At 65.7% G+C, this 16,135-nt stretch carries 11 protein-coding genes; 1 reads left to right on the forward strand and 10 read right to left on the reverse strand.

Going from position 1 to position 16,135, the window contains the following annotated elements:
* Positions 1 to 19 precede the first annotated feature (19 nt).
* Entirely contained in the window at positions 20 to 1,123 is a 1,104-nt protein-coding gene (locus A9975_RS19255; RefSeq protein WP_183034185.1) for a tripartite tricarboxylate transporter substrate binding protein, read from the reverse strand.
* Between the two features lie 229 nt (positions 1,124 to 1,352).
* On the opposite strand from A9975_RS19255, the gene A9975_RS19260 reads away from it, so the two are divergent.
* Positions 1,353 to 1,889 (forward strand): GNAT family N-acetyltransferase, encoded by a 537-nt coding sequence (locus tag A9975_RS19260; RefSeq protein ID WP_183034186.1) that lies wholly within the window; start codon positions 1,353 to 1,355, stop codon positions 1,887 to 1,889.
* A 93-nt stretch (positions 1,890 to 1,982) separates the two neighbouring features.
* Here the strand turns inward: A9975_RS19260 and A9975_RS19265 are convergent, their stop codons facing one another.
* The 9 genes from A9975_RS19265 to A9975_RS19305 form a co-directional block, all read right to left on the reverse strand.
* Positions 1,983 to 3,446 carry a glutamate synthase subunit beta gene (locus A9975_RS19265; protein WP_183034187.1) on the reverse strand — a complete coding sequence of 488 codons (1,464 nt, stop codon included), beginning with the start codon at positions 3,444 to 3,446 and terminating at the stop codon, positions 1,983 to 1,985.
* Positions 3,447 to 3,579: 133 nt separating this feature from the next.
* Complete coding sequence (locus A9975_RS19270; protein WP_183034188.1) at positions 3,580 to 8,361, reverse strand: glutamate synthase-related protein; 4,782 nt, start codon at positions 8,359 to 8,361, stop codon at positions 3,580 to 3,582.
* 379 nt (positions 8,362 to 8,740) lie between these two features.
* Positions 8,741 to 9,463 (reverse strand): transposase, encoded by a 723-nt coding sequence (locus A9975_RS19275; RefSeq protein ID WP_183034189.1) that lies wholly within the window; start codon positions 9,461 to 9,463, stop codon positions 8,741 to 8,743.
* 121 nt (positions 9,464 to 9,584) lie between these two features.
* Positions 9,585 to 10,721, reverse strand: a complete 1,137-nt coding sequence (locus A9975_RS19280; protein ID WP_150985723.1) for a deoxyguanosinetriphosphate triphosphohydrolase — start codon at positions 10,719 to 10,721, stop codon at positions 9,585 to 9,587.
* 75 nt (positions 10,722 to 10,796) lie between these two features.
* On the reverse strand, positions 10,797 to 11,903 hold the full coding sequence (gene aroB / locus A9975_RS19285) for a 3-dehydroquinate synthase (protein ID WP_150985724.1): 1,107 nt from the start codon (positions 11,901 to 11,903) through the stop codon (positions 10,797 to 10,799).
* Positions 11,890 to 12,504: a shikimate kinase gene (locus A9975_RS19290; protein ID WP_043350282.1), complete on the reverse strand. Its 615-nt coding sequence runs from the start codon at positions 12,502 to 12,504 to the stop codon at positions 11,890 to 11,892. The genes aroB and A9975_RS19290 overlap by 14 nt, the downstream gene beginning before the upstream one ends.
* Positions 12,505 to 12,751: 247 nt before the next feature.
* Complete coding sequence (gene pilQ / locus A9975_RS19295; protein WP_183034190.1) at positions 12,752 to 14,926, reverse strand: type IV pilus secretin PilQ; 2,175 nt, start codon at positions 14,924 to 14,926, stop codon at positions 12,752 to 12,754.
* Positions 14,923 to 15,453: a pilus assembly protein PilP gene (locus A9975_RS19300; protein ID WP_236702062.1), complete on the reverse strand. Its 531-nt coding sequence runs from the start codon at positions 15,451 to 15,453 to the stop codon at positions 14,923 to 14,925. The genes pilQ and A9975_RS19300 overlap by 4 nt, the downstream gene beginning before the upstream one ends.
* Entirely contained in the window at positions 15,453 to 16,133 is a 681-nt protein-coding gene (locus A9975_RS19305) for a type 4a pilus biogenesis protein PilO (protein WP_183034191.1), read from the reverse strand. The genes A9975_RS19300 and A9975_RS19305 overlap by 1 nt, the downstream gene beginning before the upstream one ends.
* Between the last annotated feature and the right edge of the window lie 2 nt (positions 16,134 to 16,135).

Consider the following 16,135-nt stretch of genomic DNA (forward strand, 5'->3'; position numbering starts at 1 on the left):
CTCTACTGAAAAAGCGAAGTCAAGGTTCAGTAGGCCCGCCAGTTTGCCGCAAGATCACCTGCCACTGGATCGACTCCGACCGGATCGCCGTCGCAAAGGCTTCCGGCGAATCGCGCAACGGCGTCAGGCCGGCAGCCAGCAGGCGATCCCGCACCTCGCGCTCACCCATCACGCCGTCCAGCTCGCTGGCGATCCGCGCCACGATAGCATGCGGTGTCTTGGCCGGGGCAATGACGCCGTACCAGGCCGCCGCGCCGTAGCCGTCCACCCCCGACTCCTGCAGCGTGGGCACGGTGGGCGCCAGTTGCGAACGCGCCACACCGGTTACGCCGAGCAGGCGCAGATTGCCGCTCTTGACCTGAGCCTGGACGGAAGCAAACGCGCAGAAGCAAGCGCTGACACGCCCTGCCAACATCTCCTGCACCACCGCCGCCTCGCCCTTGGCCGTAACCAGCGGCACCCCGTTCGGCACACCATGCACAGCGTATTGGGCATAGAGGTGCGAGGGGCTGCCGGCCTGGCCGGAACCGTAGCTGTAGGAGCCCGGACTGGCATTGACCGCGGCGAGCCATTGCTGCGGCGTGCGCATGGGCAGGCGCGCATCGATCACCAGGAACAGCGGCATGGTCGCGACCCGCGCCACCGGCGTGAAGTCGCGCACTACGTCATAAGGCACAGGCTCCAGGCCAGGCTGGATCAGCATGGTGGCCTGGTGAAACAGCAGGGTATGCCCGTCGGAACTGGCCTTGGCCACCACATCTCCCGCCGTGGTGCCGCCCGCACCGGGCCGGTTGTCGACGTCGACCGGCACGCCGAGGCGTACCGCCAGGCGCTCGGCCAGCAGGCGCGCCACGGCATCCGGCACGCCACCTGCCGGAAAAGGCACAATCAGGCGAATGGGACGGACGGGAAACGATATCGGGCGCGCAGACGCCGCCACCGGGGTAGCCGGCACGGTGACCGGTCGGGCCAGACCGGACCCGCTCGCGGCAAGCAGCAGGGCAGCGAGGAACAGCGGATGCCAGAGGTGCGAAAACAACTGCGGACAAGCCGGCATGGCAGCGGGGTGAAGCAACTTCGCCTTACCTCGCCAAAGTCGCGAAACAATGCGCACTTCGGACATCAATTCCTCCGGGCCACCGGCATCGCCGTGGCGTCTTGATCGGCTGAAAAGGGATTAGCGAGGCAGTCTTTGTTTTCTTTGTTTTAATTGTCAGGTCATTCTACGAAGAATGCCCAAAACCGCACAGACCACGTTAACCATAGCCGGGACAACCCTGTGAGCACGGCAGGACGCGGATCTCCGGGCGTTCACGGCGCCTGTGCTTCGACGCCGCCTATAATCGCCCGTCATGCGTGAATACACTCCTCGGCCCATGCTGGCCACCGACCTGCCCGCCGTGCTGGAAATCCAGGCCCAGTGCTATCGCGGCATGCTGCTTGAGTCCGCCGCGGCCCTCGGCAGCCGCCTGGCGCTGTCGCCCGCCACTTGCTGGGTTGCCGCCGGCCGGGACGGCGAGCTGGCAGCCTATCTGTTTACCCACATGTGGCCGCAGGACAGCCTGCCAGCACTCGACGGGGTGCTGGAGTGGCATTGGGAACGCGCAGGTGAGACGGCCAGCATGCTGACCTGGTTCGTACACGATATGGCGGTGGCACCCGCGGGCCAGGGCCGCGGCTTGGCGCCAACGCTCTACGCCGCGGCCCGTGCGGCCGCACTCGCTGCCGGATTACGCTCGTCGAGGCTGGTCGCCGTGCAAGCGGCAGCGGCATGGTGGCGCAGACTCGGGTACGAGAATTTGACGCCTCCCAGCGCTGCCGTGTCCGCCAAACTGTCGGCTTACGGCGACGATGCCGTGCTGATGGGCCGTACGCTGCAGCCAGGCTGAGCGCGCCGCTATAAAAAAACCCGCCCAGCTTGCGCAGGGCGGGTCTTGCGGCGCGAGTAACGCTTCACCGCATCAGCAAAGCCATTGCGCAGATCAGCGCGGCAGCTCGGAATGCCCCATCAGGAAGGCATCGACCGAACGTGCCGCCTGGCGGCCTTCGCGGATCGCCCACACCACCAGCGACTGGCCGCGGCGCACGTCGCCAGCGGCGAACACCTTGGGCACGTTGGTGTGATACGCACGATCGCCTTCGGTGCTGGCACGGGCGTTCTTGCGCGCATCGGTATCCACGCCGAAAGCGGAGAGCAGCGAGCCCACCGGGTTGGTGAAGCCCATGGCCAGCAGCACGAGATCCGCCTTAAGGATGAACTCGCTGTCCGGCACTTCCTGCATCTTGCCGTCCTTCCACTCGACGCGGCAGGCCTTGAGCGCGGTGATCTTGCCGTTCTCGCCAATGAACTCCTTGGTGGCGACCGACCAGTCGCGACTGCAGCCTTCGTCGTGCGAGGACGAGGTGCGCAGCTTGATCGGCCAGTACGGCCATACCAGCGCCTTGTTCTCTTCCTCCGGCGGCTGCGGCAGCAGCTCGAACTGGATGATCGATTCCGCGCCGTGGCGGTTCGACGTACCCACGCAGTCGGAGCCGGTATCGCCGCCACCGATCACGATCACGTGCTTGCCATCGGCGCGCAGCGCGTTGGGCTCGTCGCCGGCCACTTCCTTGTTCTGCGGGATCAGGAATTCCAGCGCGTAATGAATACCGTCGAGGTCGCGCCCGGGGACCGGCAGGTCGCGCGGCACTTCCGAGCCACCCGCCAGCACCACGGCGTCGAACTGGTCTTGCAGGGCCTGGGCCGAGATGGTCTCACGCGCATAGTTCTTGATGCCGGCAGGCAGTTCGCCGTCGGTCACCATCACGCCGGCACGGAAGGTCACGCCTTCGGCCTGCATCTGTTCCATGCGGCGGTCGATCAGCCACTTCTCAAGCTTGAAGTCGGGGATGCCATAGCGCAGCAGGCCACCGATGCGGTCGTTCTTCTCGAACACGGTCACGTCGTGCCCGGCGCGCGCCAGCTGCTGGGCGACGGCCATGCCGGCGGGGCCGGAGCCGACCACGGCAACGGTCTTGCCAGTCTTGTGCTTGGGCGGCTGCGGGGCAACCCAGCCCTCTTCCCAGGCCTTGTCGATGATGGCGTGCTCGATCGACTTGATGCCGACCGGTGCTTCATTGATGCCGAGGGTACAGGCAGCTTCGCACGGTGCCGGGCAGATGCGGCCCGTGAACTCGGGGAAGTTGTTGGTCTGGTGCAGCACCTCGATCGCCGACTTCCAGTCCTGGCGATACACCAGGTCGTTGAAGTCGGGGATGATGTTGTTGACCGGGCAGCCGTTGTTGCAGAACGGGATGCCGCAGTCCATGCAGCGCGCGCCCTGGATCTTCGCTTCGCTGTCGGACAGCGCGAATACGAATTCCTTGTAGTGCTTCACGCGCTTGGTTACGGGCTCGTAACCTTCGTTCTGGCGCGGAAATTCGAGAAAGCCAGTCGCCTTACCCATGTTGCGTCCTTGGTCATGCTGAGCGGCACCGGCGCATGCGCCGGCCCCGCTGTGAGGTCAGTATCTTGTGAGGCCGGCGCGAATCCGCGACAGCGCTCATGCTTGGTCGGGCTCGCTGCCCTGCCCTTGGGGCTCAGGCGGCGATGGCTTCCCGGTCGCTGTCTTTCGCTTCCTGCTCCTTGGCGTACATCTCGCCCAGTGCGCGCTTGTACTCGGTCGGGAAGACCTTGACGAACTTGCGGCGTGCCGTGGTCCAGTCGGCCAGCAATGCCTTGGCGCGCTCTGAGCCCGTGAAGCGGAAATGCTGCTCGATCAAGCCCTTGAGGATGACTTCGTCAAGCTGGCGCTGGCCACCCACCTTGTGCCAGGAAGCGGGCGACTGGCCCTTCTCCTGGTCTGCTGCGGCCAGCACCGTTTCCAGTGCCACCATCGAGGTGTTGCAGCGCTTGTCGAACAGGCCGTCCTCGTCATAGACATAGGCCATGCCGCCCGACATGCCGGCCGCGAAATTGCGCCCGGTGCCGCCGAGCACCACCACGGTGCCGCCGGTCATGTACTCGCAGCCATGGTCGCCCGTGCCTTCCACCACCGCGGCCGCGCCGGAATTGCGCACCGCGAAGCGCTCGCCCGCCACGCCATTGAAGAAGGCCTCGCCGGCAATCGCGCCATACAGCACGGTGTTGCCCACGATGATGTTGCGGGTCGGGTCGCCGCGGAACTCATGCGGAGCGCGCACGATCACGCGGCCGCCGGACAGGCCCTTGCCCACGTAGTCGTTGCCGTCGCCCACCAGGTCCAGCGTGACGCCGTGTGCCAGGAACGCGCCGAAGGACTGGCCGGCGGTGCCTTGCAACTGGATGTGGATGGTGTCGTCAGGCAAGCCTTCATGGCCGTACTGCTTGGCCACCACGCCCGAGAGCATCGCGCCGACGGTACGGTTGACGTTCTTCACCGGCTGGATGAACGACACGCGCTCACCCTTGTCGATGGCCAGGCGAGCCTTGGCGATCAGCACGTGGTCCAGCGCCTTGCCGGCTTCCAGCGACAGGCCATGGTCCTGCACGTCGGTATGGAAGCGTGGCAGCTCGGCGGGGAACGGTGCCTGGTAGAACACGCGGGTGAAATCAAGGCCGCGCGCCTTCCAGTGCTCGATGCCGGGCTTGGTATCGAGCAGGTCGGCGCGGCCGATCAGCTCGTCGAACGTGCGGATGCCCAGTTGCGCCATGATCTCGCGGGCTTCTTCGGCAATGAAGAAGAAGAAGTTCACCACGTGCTCTGGCTTGCCCTGGAATTTCGCGCGCAGCGCCGGATCCTGCGTAGCCACGCCCACCGGGCAGGTGTTCAGGTGGCACTTGCGCATCATGATGCAGCCTTCGGCCACCAGCGGTGCGGTAGCGAAGCCGAACTCGTCGGCGCCCAGCAGCGCGCCGATGACGACGTCGCGGCCGGTCTTCATCTGGCCGTCGGCCTGCACGCGGATACGGTTGCGCAAGCCGTTGAGCATCAGCGTCTGCTGCGTCTCGGCCAGGCCCAGCTCCCACGGCGTGCCGGCGTGCTTGATCGACGACAGCGGCGAAGCGCCGGTGCCGCCGTCATGGCCAGCGATCACCACGTGATCGGCCTTGGCCTTGGCCACGCCCGCGGCCACGGTGCCCACGCCCACTTCGGACACGAGCTTGACCGAGATATCGGAGGCCGGATTGACGTTCTTCAGGTCGTGGATCAGCTGCGCCAGATCTTCGATCGAGTAGATGTCATGGTGCGGGGGCGGCGAGATCAGGCCCACGCCCGGCACCGAGTAACGCAGCTTGCCGATGTAGTCCGAGACCTTGTGGCCGGGCAGCTGGCCGCCTTCGCCGGGCTTGGCGCCCTGTGCCATCTTGATCTGGATCTGGTCGGCGGACGCCAGGTATTCGGCGGTCACGCCGAAACGGCCCGAGGCCACCTGCTTGATCTTCGAGCGCAGCGAGTCGCCAGCCTGCAGTTCCTGGTCGCGCACCACGGCTTCGGTGCCCAGCAGGCCCTGCAGCGTGTCGCCTTGCTTGATGGGGATGCCGCGCAGCTCGTTGCGGTAGCGGTTCGCGTCCTCGCCGCCTTCACCGGTGTTGGACTTGCCGCCGATGCGGTTCATCGCGACGGCCAGCGTGGCGTGGGCTTCGGTGGAGATCGAGCCCAGCGACATGGCGCCGGTAGCAAAGCGCTTGACGATCTCCTTGGCCGGCTCCACTTCTTCCAGCGCAATGGCACGGTTCGGATCGACCTTGAACTCGAACAGGCCGCGCAGCGTCATGTGACGGCGGCTCTGGTCGTTGATGATGTTGGCGTATTCCTTGTACGTCTGGTACGCGCCCTTGCCGTCGTCGGCGCGCACGGCGTGCTGCAGCTTGGCCACCGAGTCGGGGGTCCACATATGCGCTTCGCCGCGAACGCGGTAGGCGTACTCGCCGCCGGTCTCCAGCATGGTGTCCAGCACCGGGTTGTCGCCAAAGGCGTCCTGGTGCAGGCGCAGCGCTTCCTCGGCCACCTCGAAGATGCCGATGCCTTCGACATTCGTTGCGGTGCCATGGAAGTACTTCTGCACCAGCTCGCGCGACAAGCCGATGGCTTCGAAGATCTGCGCGCCGGTGTACGACATGTAGGTGGAGATGCCCATCTTGGACATCACCTTCTGCAGGCCCTTGCCGATCGCCTTGACGAAGTTCTTGACCGCCTTCTCGGGCGACAGGTCGCCCGACAGGCCTTGTGCCATGTCGGCCAGCGTTTCCATCGCCAGGTACGGGTGCACGGCTTCGGCGCCGTAGCCGGCCAGCAGCGCGAAGTGATGCACCTCGCGCGCCGTGCCGGTTTCCACCACCAGGCCGGCCGAGGTACGCAGGCCCTTGTCCACCAGGTGGTGGTGGATGGCGGACGTTGCCAGCAGCGCGGGGATGGCCACGTGCTCCGCGTCGACGCGGCGGTCCGACACGATCAGGATGTTGTAGCCCGAGCGCACGGCATCCACGGCTTCCGCACACAGCGAGGCCAGGCGGGCTTCGATGCCTTCCTTGCCCCATGCCTGCGGGTAGCAGATGTTCAGTTCATACGAACGGAACTTGCCGCCGGTGTAGTGCTCGATATTGCGGATCTTGGCGATGTCCTTGAAGTCCAGCACGGGCTGGGACACTTCGAGGCGCATCGGCGGGTTGATGTTGTTCAGCTCAAGCAGGTTGGGCTTGGGTCCGATGAAGGACACCAGCGACATCACCATGTTCTCGCGGATCGGGTCGATCGGCGGGTTGGTGACCTGGGCGAACAGCTGCTTGAAGTAGTGGTACAGCGTCTTGTTCTTGGACGACAGCACGGCCAGCGGGCTGTCATTGCCCATCGAGCCGGTGGCTTCCTCGCCGGCCAGCGCCATCGGCGCCATCAGGAACTTGACGTCTTCCTGCGTGTAGCCGAAGGCTTGCTGGCGATCCAGCAGGCGCGCGTCGGGCTTCTTCTCGGCAGCCACGTCCTCGGGCTTGGCATCCAGCTCGTCGAGCTTGATGCGCACGGCGTCGATCCAGCTCTTGTAGGGCTTGGCGTTGGCCAGGTTGTCCTTGAGCTCCTTGTCGTCGATGATGCGGCCTTGCTCCATGTCGATCAGGAACATCTTGCCCGGCTGGAGGCGCCATTTCTGCACGATGCGCGACTCGGGGAACGGCAGCACGCCGGCTTCCGAAGCCAGCACCACGATGTCGTCCTCGGTCACGTAGAAACGTGCCGGGCGCAGGCCGTTACGGTCCAGCGTGGCGCCGATCTGGCGGCCATCGGTGAAGCAGATCGCGGCGGGGCCGTCCCAGGGCTCCATCATGGCAGCGTGGTACTCGTAGAAGGCGCGGCGGTTGTCGTCCATCATGGTGTGCTGTTCCCAGGCTTCCGGGATCATCATCATCATGGCGTGGACGAGCGGGTAGCCGGCCATCGTCAGCAGCTCGAGGCAGTTGTCGAACGATGCAGTGTCCGACTGGCCAGGATAGATCAGCGGCCACAGCTTGGGCAGGTCGTCGCCCAGCACCGGCGACGAGATCGCGCCGGTCCGTGCGTTGACCCAGTTCACGTTGCCCTTGACCGTGTTGATTTCGCCGTTGTGGGCGACCATGCGGTACGGGTGGGCCAGTTCCCAGGCCGGGAAGGTGTTGGTCGAGAAGCGCTGGTGCACCAGGGCCAGGGCCGAGACGGCGCGCGGGTCCTGCAGGTCCAGGTAGTACTCGCCAACTTGCGTTGCCAGCAGCAGGCCCTTGTACACGACCGTGCGCGCCGACATCGACGGCACGAAGTATTCCTTGCCGTGCTTGAGCTTGAGCGCCTGGATGGCGTGGCTGGCGGTCTTGCGGATCACGTAGAGCTTACGTTCCAGCGCGTCCGTGGTCATGATGTCGCGGCCGCGACCGATGAAGATCTGGCGGATCACCGGCTCGGTGGTGCGCACCGTCGGCGACATCGGCATGGCGGCGTCCACCGGCACGTCGCGCCAGCCCAGCACGACCTGGCCTTCCAGGCGCACGGTGCGCTCGAGCTCCTGCTCGCAGGCCAGGCGGGAGGCGTGCTCCTTCGGCAGGAAGATCATGCCCACGCCGTACTCGCCGGACGGCGGCAGGGTCACGCCCTGCTTGGCCATGTCTTCGCGGTAGAACTGGTCCGGGATCTGGATCAGGATACCGGCACCGTCGCCCATCAGCGCATCGGCGCCGACCGCGCCGCGGTGATCCAGGTTTTCCAGGATCTTCAGGCCTTGCAGGACGATCTCATGGCTCTTCTTGCCCTTGATATGAGCAACCATGCCGACGCCGCAGGCGTCTTTTTCATTGGCGGGGTCGTACATGCCCTGGGCTTGCGGACGCGAGACAGGCGCGTGCGCAGCGGCGGCAGACTCTGCGGCCTGCGCTTGGGCCATCGTTTGCTTTGATTGGGATTGCGATTGGTCCACGGGCTTGATTCCGGTGAGGGCTGCGAGCCAGCAAGGCAGACCGGAACGGGGACCGCACTCTTCCACCGGGGCCGGTTGAAAACCGGGGACGGGGAACCAGAGAGACAGCGGGGCCGCAGCGGCGTACACAGGCGTGACGCGCCGCACAATGAATGTGGGTGGAGGAACTATAAAAGAATCGTACGCGTCCCGCAAAATTTTTAAATGGGGTCAGATCAAATTAAGCCTCGCACCACAACGGTGATGGTCTTTATTTGGGGACAGATAAAGAATGGTGCATCGCGGGACGTGCGTTGCTGATCTCGCCGCGGTCGAGCGTGCTGTACCTCACACGCCCGGCCCGAGGCTAGACCGCGTCCGGCTCGGACTCCCTGTCCATTGCGGATCGGCCCGCCGGGCGGCCCTTGGGCAACGGCTTCACGCGCCGCCCGCCCTGGCGCTCCAGTTGCGCAAGGAAGGCCGCGTCACCCAGAGGCCAGCCGCTATGCGCGTGGCTGCGAAGTGTGGCCAGCGTCATCGACGACAGCCCTTCGGCGGTGACGGCACGGTAATTGGATTGGCGCTCGAATGGCGTATTGCCCAGCGCCCAGTACGCAGAGTGATCGCTCACAAAGGGGCTAGCCTCGATGCCGGCATGGTGGCGATAGCTGCTCCAGCGATCCCCTTCGGCCGAGATCACCTCGCCGGCACGCACGGCGTTGCCCTCCACGTACTGCATGGCCGGCAGCATCCAGGCCGCGGGATCGAACACCGCCGAGCGAAAGCGGCCATCCCACAGCGTGCCCGTACGGTCCGCGACCCGGTTGAAATAGCGCGCATAGCGGCGCCCTACCGCTTGCATGGTGAGGCTGAGCGAATCGGCATGCCGGGGGGTCGCCACAAGGTGGACATGATTCGGCCGCAAGGCGTAGGCGTGGATCGCCAGGTCGTGCTCGCGCGCGGCCATGCGCAGGCAGTCCAGGTAGTGGAGGTAGTCGTCGGCGCCAAGAAAGACGGGCTGACGATTGTTGCCGCGTTGCAACACCAGTGCCGGCAGCGCAGCCGGGGAGAAGCGAGGAAGTCGGGCCATGATGGGCGAAGGGAATCGGCGATAGGTGCTTGCCGGTCGGATGGCTCAAACGGAAGCGATGCCCGATGATAACGCAGCCGCAGCCTGATCCGTCCCCAATTTCCCCACTGGCCGCGCAGGCCTAACTGCCTTCGTCGACAGCAAAAATGCGGCGGTGCTCCCGGATCGCATAGCGGTCGGTCATGCCGGCGATGTAGTGCGAGATCAGCCGGGACGGGTCACGGCCTTGCCCCGCCTGGTATTGCGGCGGCAGCAGGCGTGGATCCGCCATGAAGACATCGAACAGGTCGGTGATGATGCGCTGGGCCTTGGAGGACATGCGCATCACCAGGTAATGGCGATAGAGATGGCGGAACAGGAAACGCTTGAGCGCCGCCGCTTCCTCGCGCACCGGCGCGCTGAAGGCCACCAGCGGGCCTGCTGCCCGCACGGCCTCGATGTTGCGCGGGTTGGCGGCGGCAATGTTCTGGCTGGTGGTTTCGATCAGGTCGACGATCAGCGTGTTGATCATGCGGCGCACGGTTTCGTTGATCACGCGCCGCCCGTTGATACCGGGAAACGCCGCCATCGCCTCGGCGCGGTGGCGCCCCCACATTGGCACTTCGTCCATCTGCTCAAGCGTGAGCAGCCCGGAGCGCAGGCCGTCGTCGATATCGTGGTTGTTGTAGGCGATCTCGTCGGCCAGGTTGGCCAGCTGGGCCTCCAGCGAGGGCTGCGTTCCCTCCAGGAAGCGCCGGCCCAGTTCGCCAAGCGCAGAGGCATTAACGCGCGAGCAATGCTTGAGCACGCCCTCACGCGTCTCGAACGTCAGGTTGAGCCCGTTGAAGCCGCCATAACGCTCCTCCAGCTCATCCACCACCAGCAGGCTCTGCAGGTTGTGCTCGAAGCCCCCGTGGTTCTTCATGCAATTGTTCAACGCATCCTGGCCGGCATGGCCGAAGGGCGTGTGGCCGAGGTCGTGCGCCAGCGAGATGGCTTCGACCAGGTCCTCGTTCAGGCGCAGGTTGCGGGCGATGGAGCGGGCGATCTGCGCCACTTCCAGGCTATGGGTGAGCCGGGTGCGGAACAGGTCACCTTCATGATTGACAAAGACCTGGGTCTTGTACTCGAGCCGCCGAAAGGCCGTGCTGTGGATGACGCGGTCGCGGTCGCGCTGGAATTCCGTGCGCGAGGACGAGGCCGGTTCGGCATGCACCCGCCCAAGTGTCTGCGCGGAGCGGGCGGCATAGGGAGCGAGATGGCTTTCGAGGTCGGTCATGCGGCAATCCGGTCAGGCGTGCGGCCGGGTGGCGGTGCGCCGCCCGGCCGGCGTTGCAAGGCACAACCGATCGCGTCAGGCGACCGGCGCCTCGGTGGGCGGCCTGAGCACCGCGTGCTGCAAGGTAGCGCGCAGGTCAGGGTCTGGCACGGTAGTGATGAAGGCTTCGCCCAGCTTCCTGAGCAGAATGAACTTGATGCTGCCGGCTTCTGCCTTCTTGTCCACTTTCATCAGCTCGATGTAGCGGTCGGTGCCCAGTTCCGGCGCGACCACCGGCAGCATGGCGGCGCGGATAAGGTGCACCACGCGCGCGCGCGTTTCGGTGTCGATGAAGCCGAGCCGGTGCGACAGGTCCGCCGCCATCACCATGCCGCAACCCACGGCCTCGCCGTGCAGCCACTCGCCGTAGCCCATGCCAGCCTCGATCGCGTGGCCGAAGGTGTGGCCAAAATTAAGCATGGCGCGCAGGCCGCCCTCGCGCTCGTCCTGGGCCACCACGGCGGCCTTGATCTCGCAGGAGCGCTTGACCGCCAGCGCCATGATGTCCGGGTCGCAGGCGTTGAGCGCGCGGATATTGCGCTCGATCCAGCCGAAATACCCGGCATCGGCCATGGCGCCGTGCTTGATCACCTCGGCCAGGCCGGCCGCGAGCTCGCGCTCCGGCAGCGTGCGCAGGGTGTCGATGTCGGCGATCACCGCATTGGGCTGGTGGAAGGCGCCGATCATGTTCTTGCCGAGCGGGTGATTGATGCCGGTCTTGCCGCCCACCGACGAATCCACCTGCGAGAGCAAGGTCGTGGGCACCTGCACGAATGGCACGCCGCGCATGTAGCAGGCAGCGGCAAACCCGGTCATGTCGCCCACCACGCCGCCGCCCAGGGCGATCAGCGTGGTCTTGCGGTCGGCGCCCGCGCTGAGCAGCGCGTCGAAGATCAGGTTGAGCGTTTCCCACTGCTTGAAGGCTTCGCCGTCGGGCAAGGTCACGGTGCGCACGGTCTTGCCAAGCGCCGCCAGGCTGGCCTGGACGCGGGCGGCGTACAGCGGCCCTACGGTCTCATTGGTGACGATGACGGCATGCTGGCCACGCACATGGGGGCGGAACAACTCAGTCTGGTCGAGCAGGCCGGTGCCGATATGGATGGGGTAGCTGCGCTCCCCGAGGCTGACTTCAAGGGTGATCATTGTGATTCTGGTCCTGCGCCGGGAGGTTGTCCGCGCACTCGCCGTCTGCCCCTTCGGGTTCTTCGGCGGCAACGGTGAAACCGGCCATTTCAAGTTGCATCAACACCATATTAGCAAGCTGCGCCACCGAAGGCTTGCCGGTTTCGATGATGAAATCCGCCACCTCGCGGTAGAGCGGGTCGCGCTCGCCATAGAGCGTCTCCAGCCGTCCCTTGGGGTCTTCGGTCTGCAGCAGCGGGCGATTGCGGTCGTGACGGGTGCGCAGCCACAGGTCGTGCGGGCTGGCGCGCAGGTAGACCACGGTGCCGCGCGCCTTCAGGTGAGCACGATTCTCCGGGCGCAGCACGGCGCCGCCGCCGGTGGCCAGCACGATGCCGCGGCGCTGGGTGAGCTCGTCGATCGCCTGCGCCTCGCGGTCGCGAAAGCCCGCTTCACCCTCATGCTCGAAGATGATCGGGATACGCACGCCGCAACGCGCCTCGAGTTCGTGATCCGAATCGAAGAACGGGTAATTCAGGCGCCGGGCCACGGTACGGCCGACGGTGGTCTTGCCGGCACCCATCAGGCCGACAAAGAAAAGGTTCGGGCGGGTGACTGTCACTGGCGTGTCGGGCGGGAGCCGGGTCTCTGGCCGGCCCTCGCGGTGGAAAACTGCATCATCTTCTTATGTTGGGACGCTCCGGGCAAGTGGCGAGGCGCAATCGGCACAAGGCAACCCGCCTCGCGACACGCCTTGCGCGCCCGCCACATGCACCCTCGCCCAATCTCTCTAGCCCGCCTGGACAATAAAAAAAGCCGCATCGGAACGATGCGGCCTGTCAGTCTACTGCATCCGGCGCGCGCGGGCGCTATTTCAGCGACACGCTGTCGTTGAGCACGCGCGGCGTCAGGAACACCAGCAGCTCGGTCCGGTTGTTGACCTTGGCGTTGTCCTTGAACAGGTTGCCGAGGATCGGGATGTCCCCCAGCAATGGCACCTTGTTCACATTGGTGGACTCGGTCTGGCTATAGATGCCGCCAATCACCACCGTGCCACCGTTCTCCACCAGCACCTGCGTCTGCACGTGCTTGGTGTCGATGGCGAAGCCCGAGGTGGTCTGGATGCCCACGCTGTCCTTGTTGACGTCGACGTCCAGCAGCACATTGCCTTCCGGCGTGATCTGCGGCGTGACTTCCAGCTTCAGGTTAGCCTTGCGGAACTGCACCGAGGTGGCGCCACTGGAGGTGGCGGCCTGGTAGGGCAACTCCGTGCCTTGCTCGATCAGCGCCTTGATATTGTTGGCGGTGACCACGCGCGGGCTGGAGATGATCTTGCCCCGCCCGTCCGCTTCCAGCGCGGACAGCTCGAGCGCCAGGAAACGGCCCGCGGTGTTGCTGAACAGGCTGACCGCGACCGAGCCCGGATTGACGCCGTTGATCGCCGCCGCCGGCAGGCTCAGCGCCGGGCCGTTGTCCCAGGTTGCGTTCTGCGTCACCGGGCTGACCACATTGGTGTAGGTGTTGCCATAGCCGGCACCCGCCGTCTTGGAGGCAAAACCCAGCCTGACGCCCAGGTTGCGGCTGAAGGTATCGTTGGCCTCGACGATGCGCGCCTCGATGATGACCTGGCGCACCGGGATGTCGATCTTGCCGAGGAAACTCTGCACCTCTTCGAGCTTGGTCGCGATATCGGACACGAAGAGCTGGTTGGTACGGGGATCGGCCGTCAGCGAGCCGCGCTTGGACAGCATGCGGGTGTTACTGGCAGCCGCACCGCCTATGCCGACCGCCCCGACTGCGCCCACGCTGCCCAACGCGCCCGCGCCGCCGACGCCCCCGGCACCCGCCGCGGCCAGCCCGAGCAGCATGCGCCGCACGTCTTCGGCACGCTGGTAGTTGAGCTGGAACACCTGGCTGCGGATCGGCTCGAGGTCATTGATCTGCTGCTGCGATTCGAGCTCGAGCTTTTCCTTGGTGGCCAGCTCGGCCTTGGGCGCCACCCACAGCACATTGCCGTTGCGGCGCGAGGCCAGTCCCTTGGCATCGAGCACAATCTGCAGCGCCTGGTCCCAGGGCACATCCTTCAGGCGCAGCGTCAGGTTGCCCTGCACGCTTTCGCTGGTGATGATGTTGAGGTTGGTGAAATCGGCAAACACCTGCAGCAGCGAGCGGATATCGATGTTCTGGAAGTTCAGCGAGAGCCGCTCGCCGCGAAAGCCTGCCCCGCTGATCAGCTTGGCCGGATCTTCCTTGACCGGGCGCACCTCCACCACGAACTGCGTATCGGTCTGGTAGGAGCTGTACTCCCAGTTGCCGCGCGGCTCGATGGTGAGGCGGGTGCTGCCGTTGTTGTCGCTCGCGCGCATGCCCTGCACCGGCGTGCCGAAATCCGTCACGTCAAAGCGCCTGCGCATGCCGTCTGGCAGCGAGGTATTGAGGAAATCGACCACCACGTTCTGGCCCTGCTGCGCGATATTGATGCCGGAGTCGCGCGAGGAAAGATCCACCACGATGCGGCCAGCGCCATCCTGGCCACGGCGAAAATCGATATTGCGCACGGTCGGCCGCATCGCCGGCACTGCCGGCGCCTGCGCCGAGCTGGGGGCGAACGTCGGCACCGCCGCGCGGGCAGTCGGGGCGACATTATCGAGCAGCACCACGAACAGGTTGCCGCGTACCTCGGTACGGTAGCTGGCCACCCGGGTCAGGTCGAGGATCACACGGGTGCGATCGCCGATCTGGACCACATTGGCACTCTTGAGCAACTTGCCGCCGAAGTCATATTGCGCCCGCCCGGCCGCGAAGCCGGTATCGAGAAAGTCGATGGCGAGCTTGGGCGGATTCTGCGTGGTGAAGTCGGCCGGTTTTTGCGCCGGCGCCCCCTGCATCTCGACCGTGAACACGGTCTGCTCGCCCACCGTGGTGGCATCGACGCGCTTGATGGCGTTGCCCGGCGTCGGTTGCGCCAGTGCAGCCGGCGCGGCCAATACCAGCGTCATCATTGCGGCGCCCGCAAGCGCCCGGTACCAGCGACCCATGATCATGCCGACCCCTCCAGCTTCAGGCTGGTCATTTTCTCTTTCCACTCGGCTACCCCTTCCCGGACCAATTCGCGCAACACGATCTCCTGATCGTTGATGCGGACCACCCGGCCGTAATTCTGGCCGAGATACTGCCCCACCTTGACGTGGTGGATCTTGTTATCTACCTGCACGACGCCGTAGGTCTCGCCGCTCTTCTTCATGGCGCCCAGCATCTTGAAGTTCTCCAGCGGGAAATCCTCCAGCGGCTCGCGCCGGCGGCCGGATTCCGGCGACTCGGACAGGACCCGGTTCAGGTCGCCGATCTTGTTCTGGGCAAAGGGCTCGGGCGCACTGCGGCCCGCGTAGTCGCGCGGCACGTAGGGCTTGGGCTCGGGCAGCGGCGCCGGCGGCGGCGCCTTGGCAGCCTGGGCTTGCGCCATCCATTGGCGCAGGCCGTCTTCCTCGCTGCCCCCGCAGGCTGCCAACAGCGCGGCGCCGATCAGCGCGCAAGCGCAGGCACGCAGGCGCGAAGCCTGGATCGCTGGCATCATTTCTTTGCTCCCGCGGCCGTCTTGGCCGCCGCGGCTTCCGCCTTGCGCTGCGCCGCCTGTTCGTCAGGGTCCAGCGCGCGGTAGGCCATGGCCGTGGCTTCCATCGTCAGCCCGCCATCCTTGCCGGTGGTGAACTGCAGTCCCTGCATCGAGACGATGCGCGAGAGCGCAGCAACATCGGCGTTGAACTGGGCCACGTCGTGGTAGCGGCCGGTAACCTTCAGGTTGACCGGGATCTCGGCAAAGTAGGGCTTGATCACGGCGGCTTGCGGCTTGAACAACTCGAACTGCAGGCCGCGCGCCACGCCAGCGTGATTGACGTCGGCCAGCAGCGCGTCCATCTCGGTCTTGTTGGGCAACTGGCGCTCGACCAGTGCCACGCGCTGCTCCACCTCCGCCTTTTGCTTGCGAAGCGCATCCAGGTTGGCCACCTGCGCCACCTTGCTCAGGTAGGACTGCTTCAGGGTGTCCTGCTCGGCATGCCGGCGATCGAGATCCTCGAGCTTGCCGCTCCAGTAGAACTGCCAGCCCAGCAGCAGCACCAGCACCGCAGCCAGCACCGCGAACAGCACGCGCGGGGCGGCCGGCCAGGTTTCCGGCTCATTGAGGTTCAGGCCACGGAACTGCGCGGTGAGATCGTTCAGCGTGGCGAGCGAGATTTCGCTATTGAGTGCCATGG

Source organism: Cupriavidus sp. UME77 (genome assembly GCF_014170355.1).
GTDB lineage: Bacteria > Pseudomonadota > Gammaproteobacteria > Burkholderiales > Burkholderiaceae > Cupriavidus > Cupriavidus basilensis.

Bases quoted from the DNA above. Each gene is read 5' to 3' on its own strand.
- A9975_RS19300 (WP_236702062.1), bottom strand. From the start codon at position 15,453: ATGCCAGCGATCCAGGCTTCGCGCCTGCGTGCCTGCGCTTGCGCGCTG.
- A9975_RS19255 (WP_183034185.1), bottom strand. From the start codon at position 1,123: ATGTCCGAAGTGCGCATTGTTTCGCGACTTTGGCGAGGTAAGGCGAAG.
- aroB (WP_150985724.1), bottom strand. From the start codon at position 11,903: ATGATCACCCTTGAAGTCAGCCTCGGGGAGCGCAGCTACCCCATCCAT.
- A9975_RS19265 (WP_183034187.1), bottom strand. From the start codon at position 3,446: ATGGGTAAGGCGACTGGCTTTCTCGAATTTCCGCGCCAGAACGAAGGT.
- A9975_RS19280 (WP_150985723.1), bottom strand. From the start codon at position 10,721: ATGACCGACCTCGAAAGCCATCTCGCTCCCTATGCCGCCCGCTCCGCG.
- A9975_RS19260 (WP_183034186.1), top strand. From the start codon at position 1,353: ATGCGTGAATACACTCCTCGGCCCATGCTGGCCACCGACCTGCCCGCC.
- A9975_RS19305 (WP_183034191.1), bottom strand. From the start codon at position 16,133: ATGGCACTCAATAGCGAAATCTCGCTCGCCACGCTGAACGATCTCACC.
- A9975_RS19275 (WP_183034189.1), bottom strand. From the start codon at position 9,463: ATGGCCCGACTTCCTCGCTTCTCCCCGGCTGCGCTGCCGGCACTGGTG.
- A9975_RS19270 (WP_183034188.1), bottom strand. From the start codon at position 8,361: ATGGCCCAAGCGCAGGCCGCAGAGTCTGCCGCCGCTGCGCACGCGCCT.
- pilQ (WP_183034190.1), bottom strand. From the start codon at position 14,926: ATGATCATGGGTCGCTGGTACCGGGCGCTTGCGGGCGCCGCAATGATG.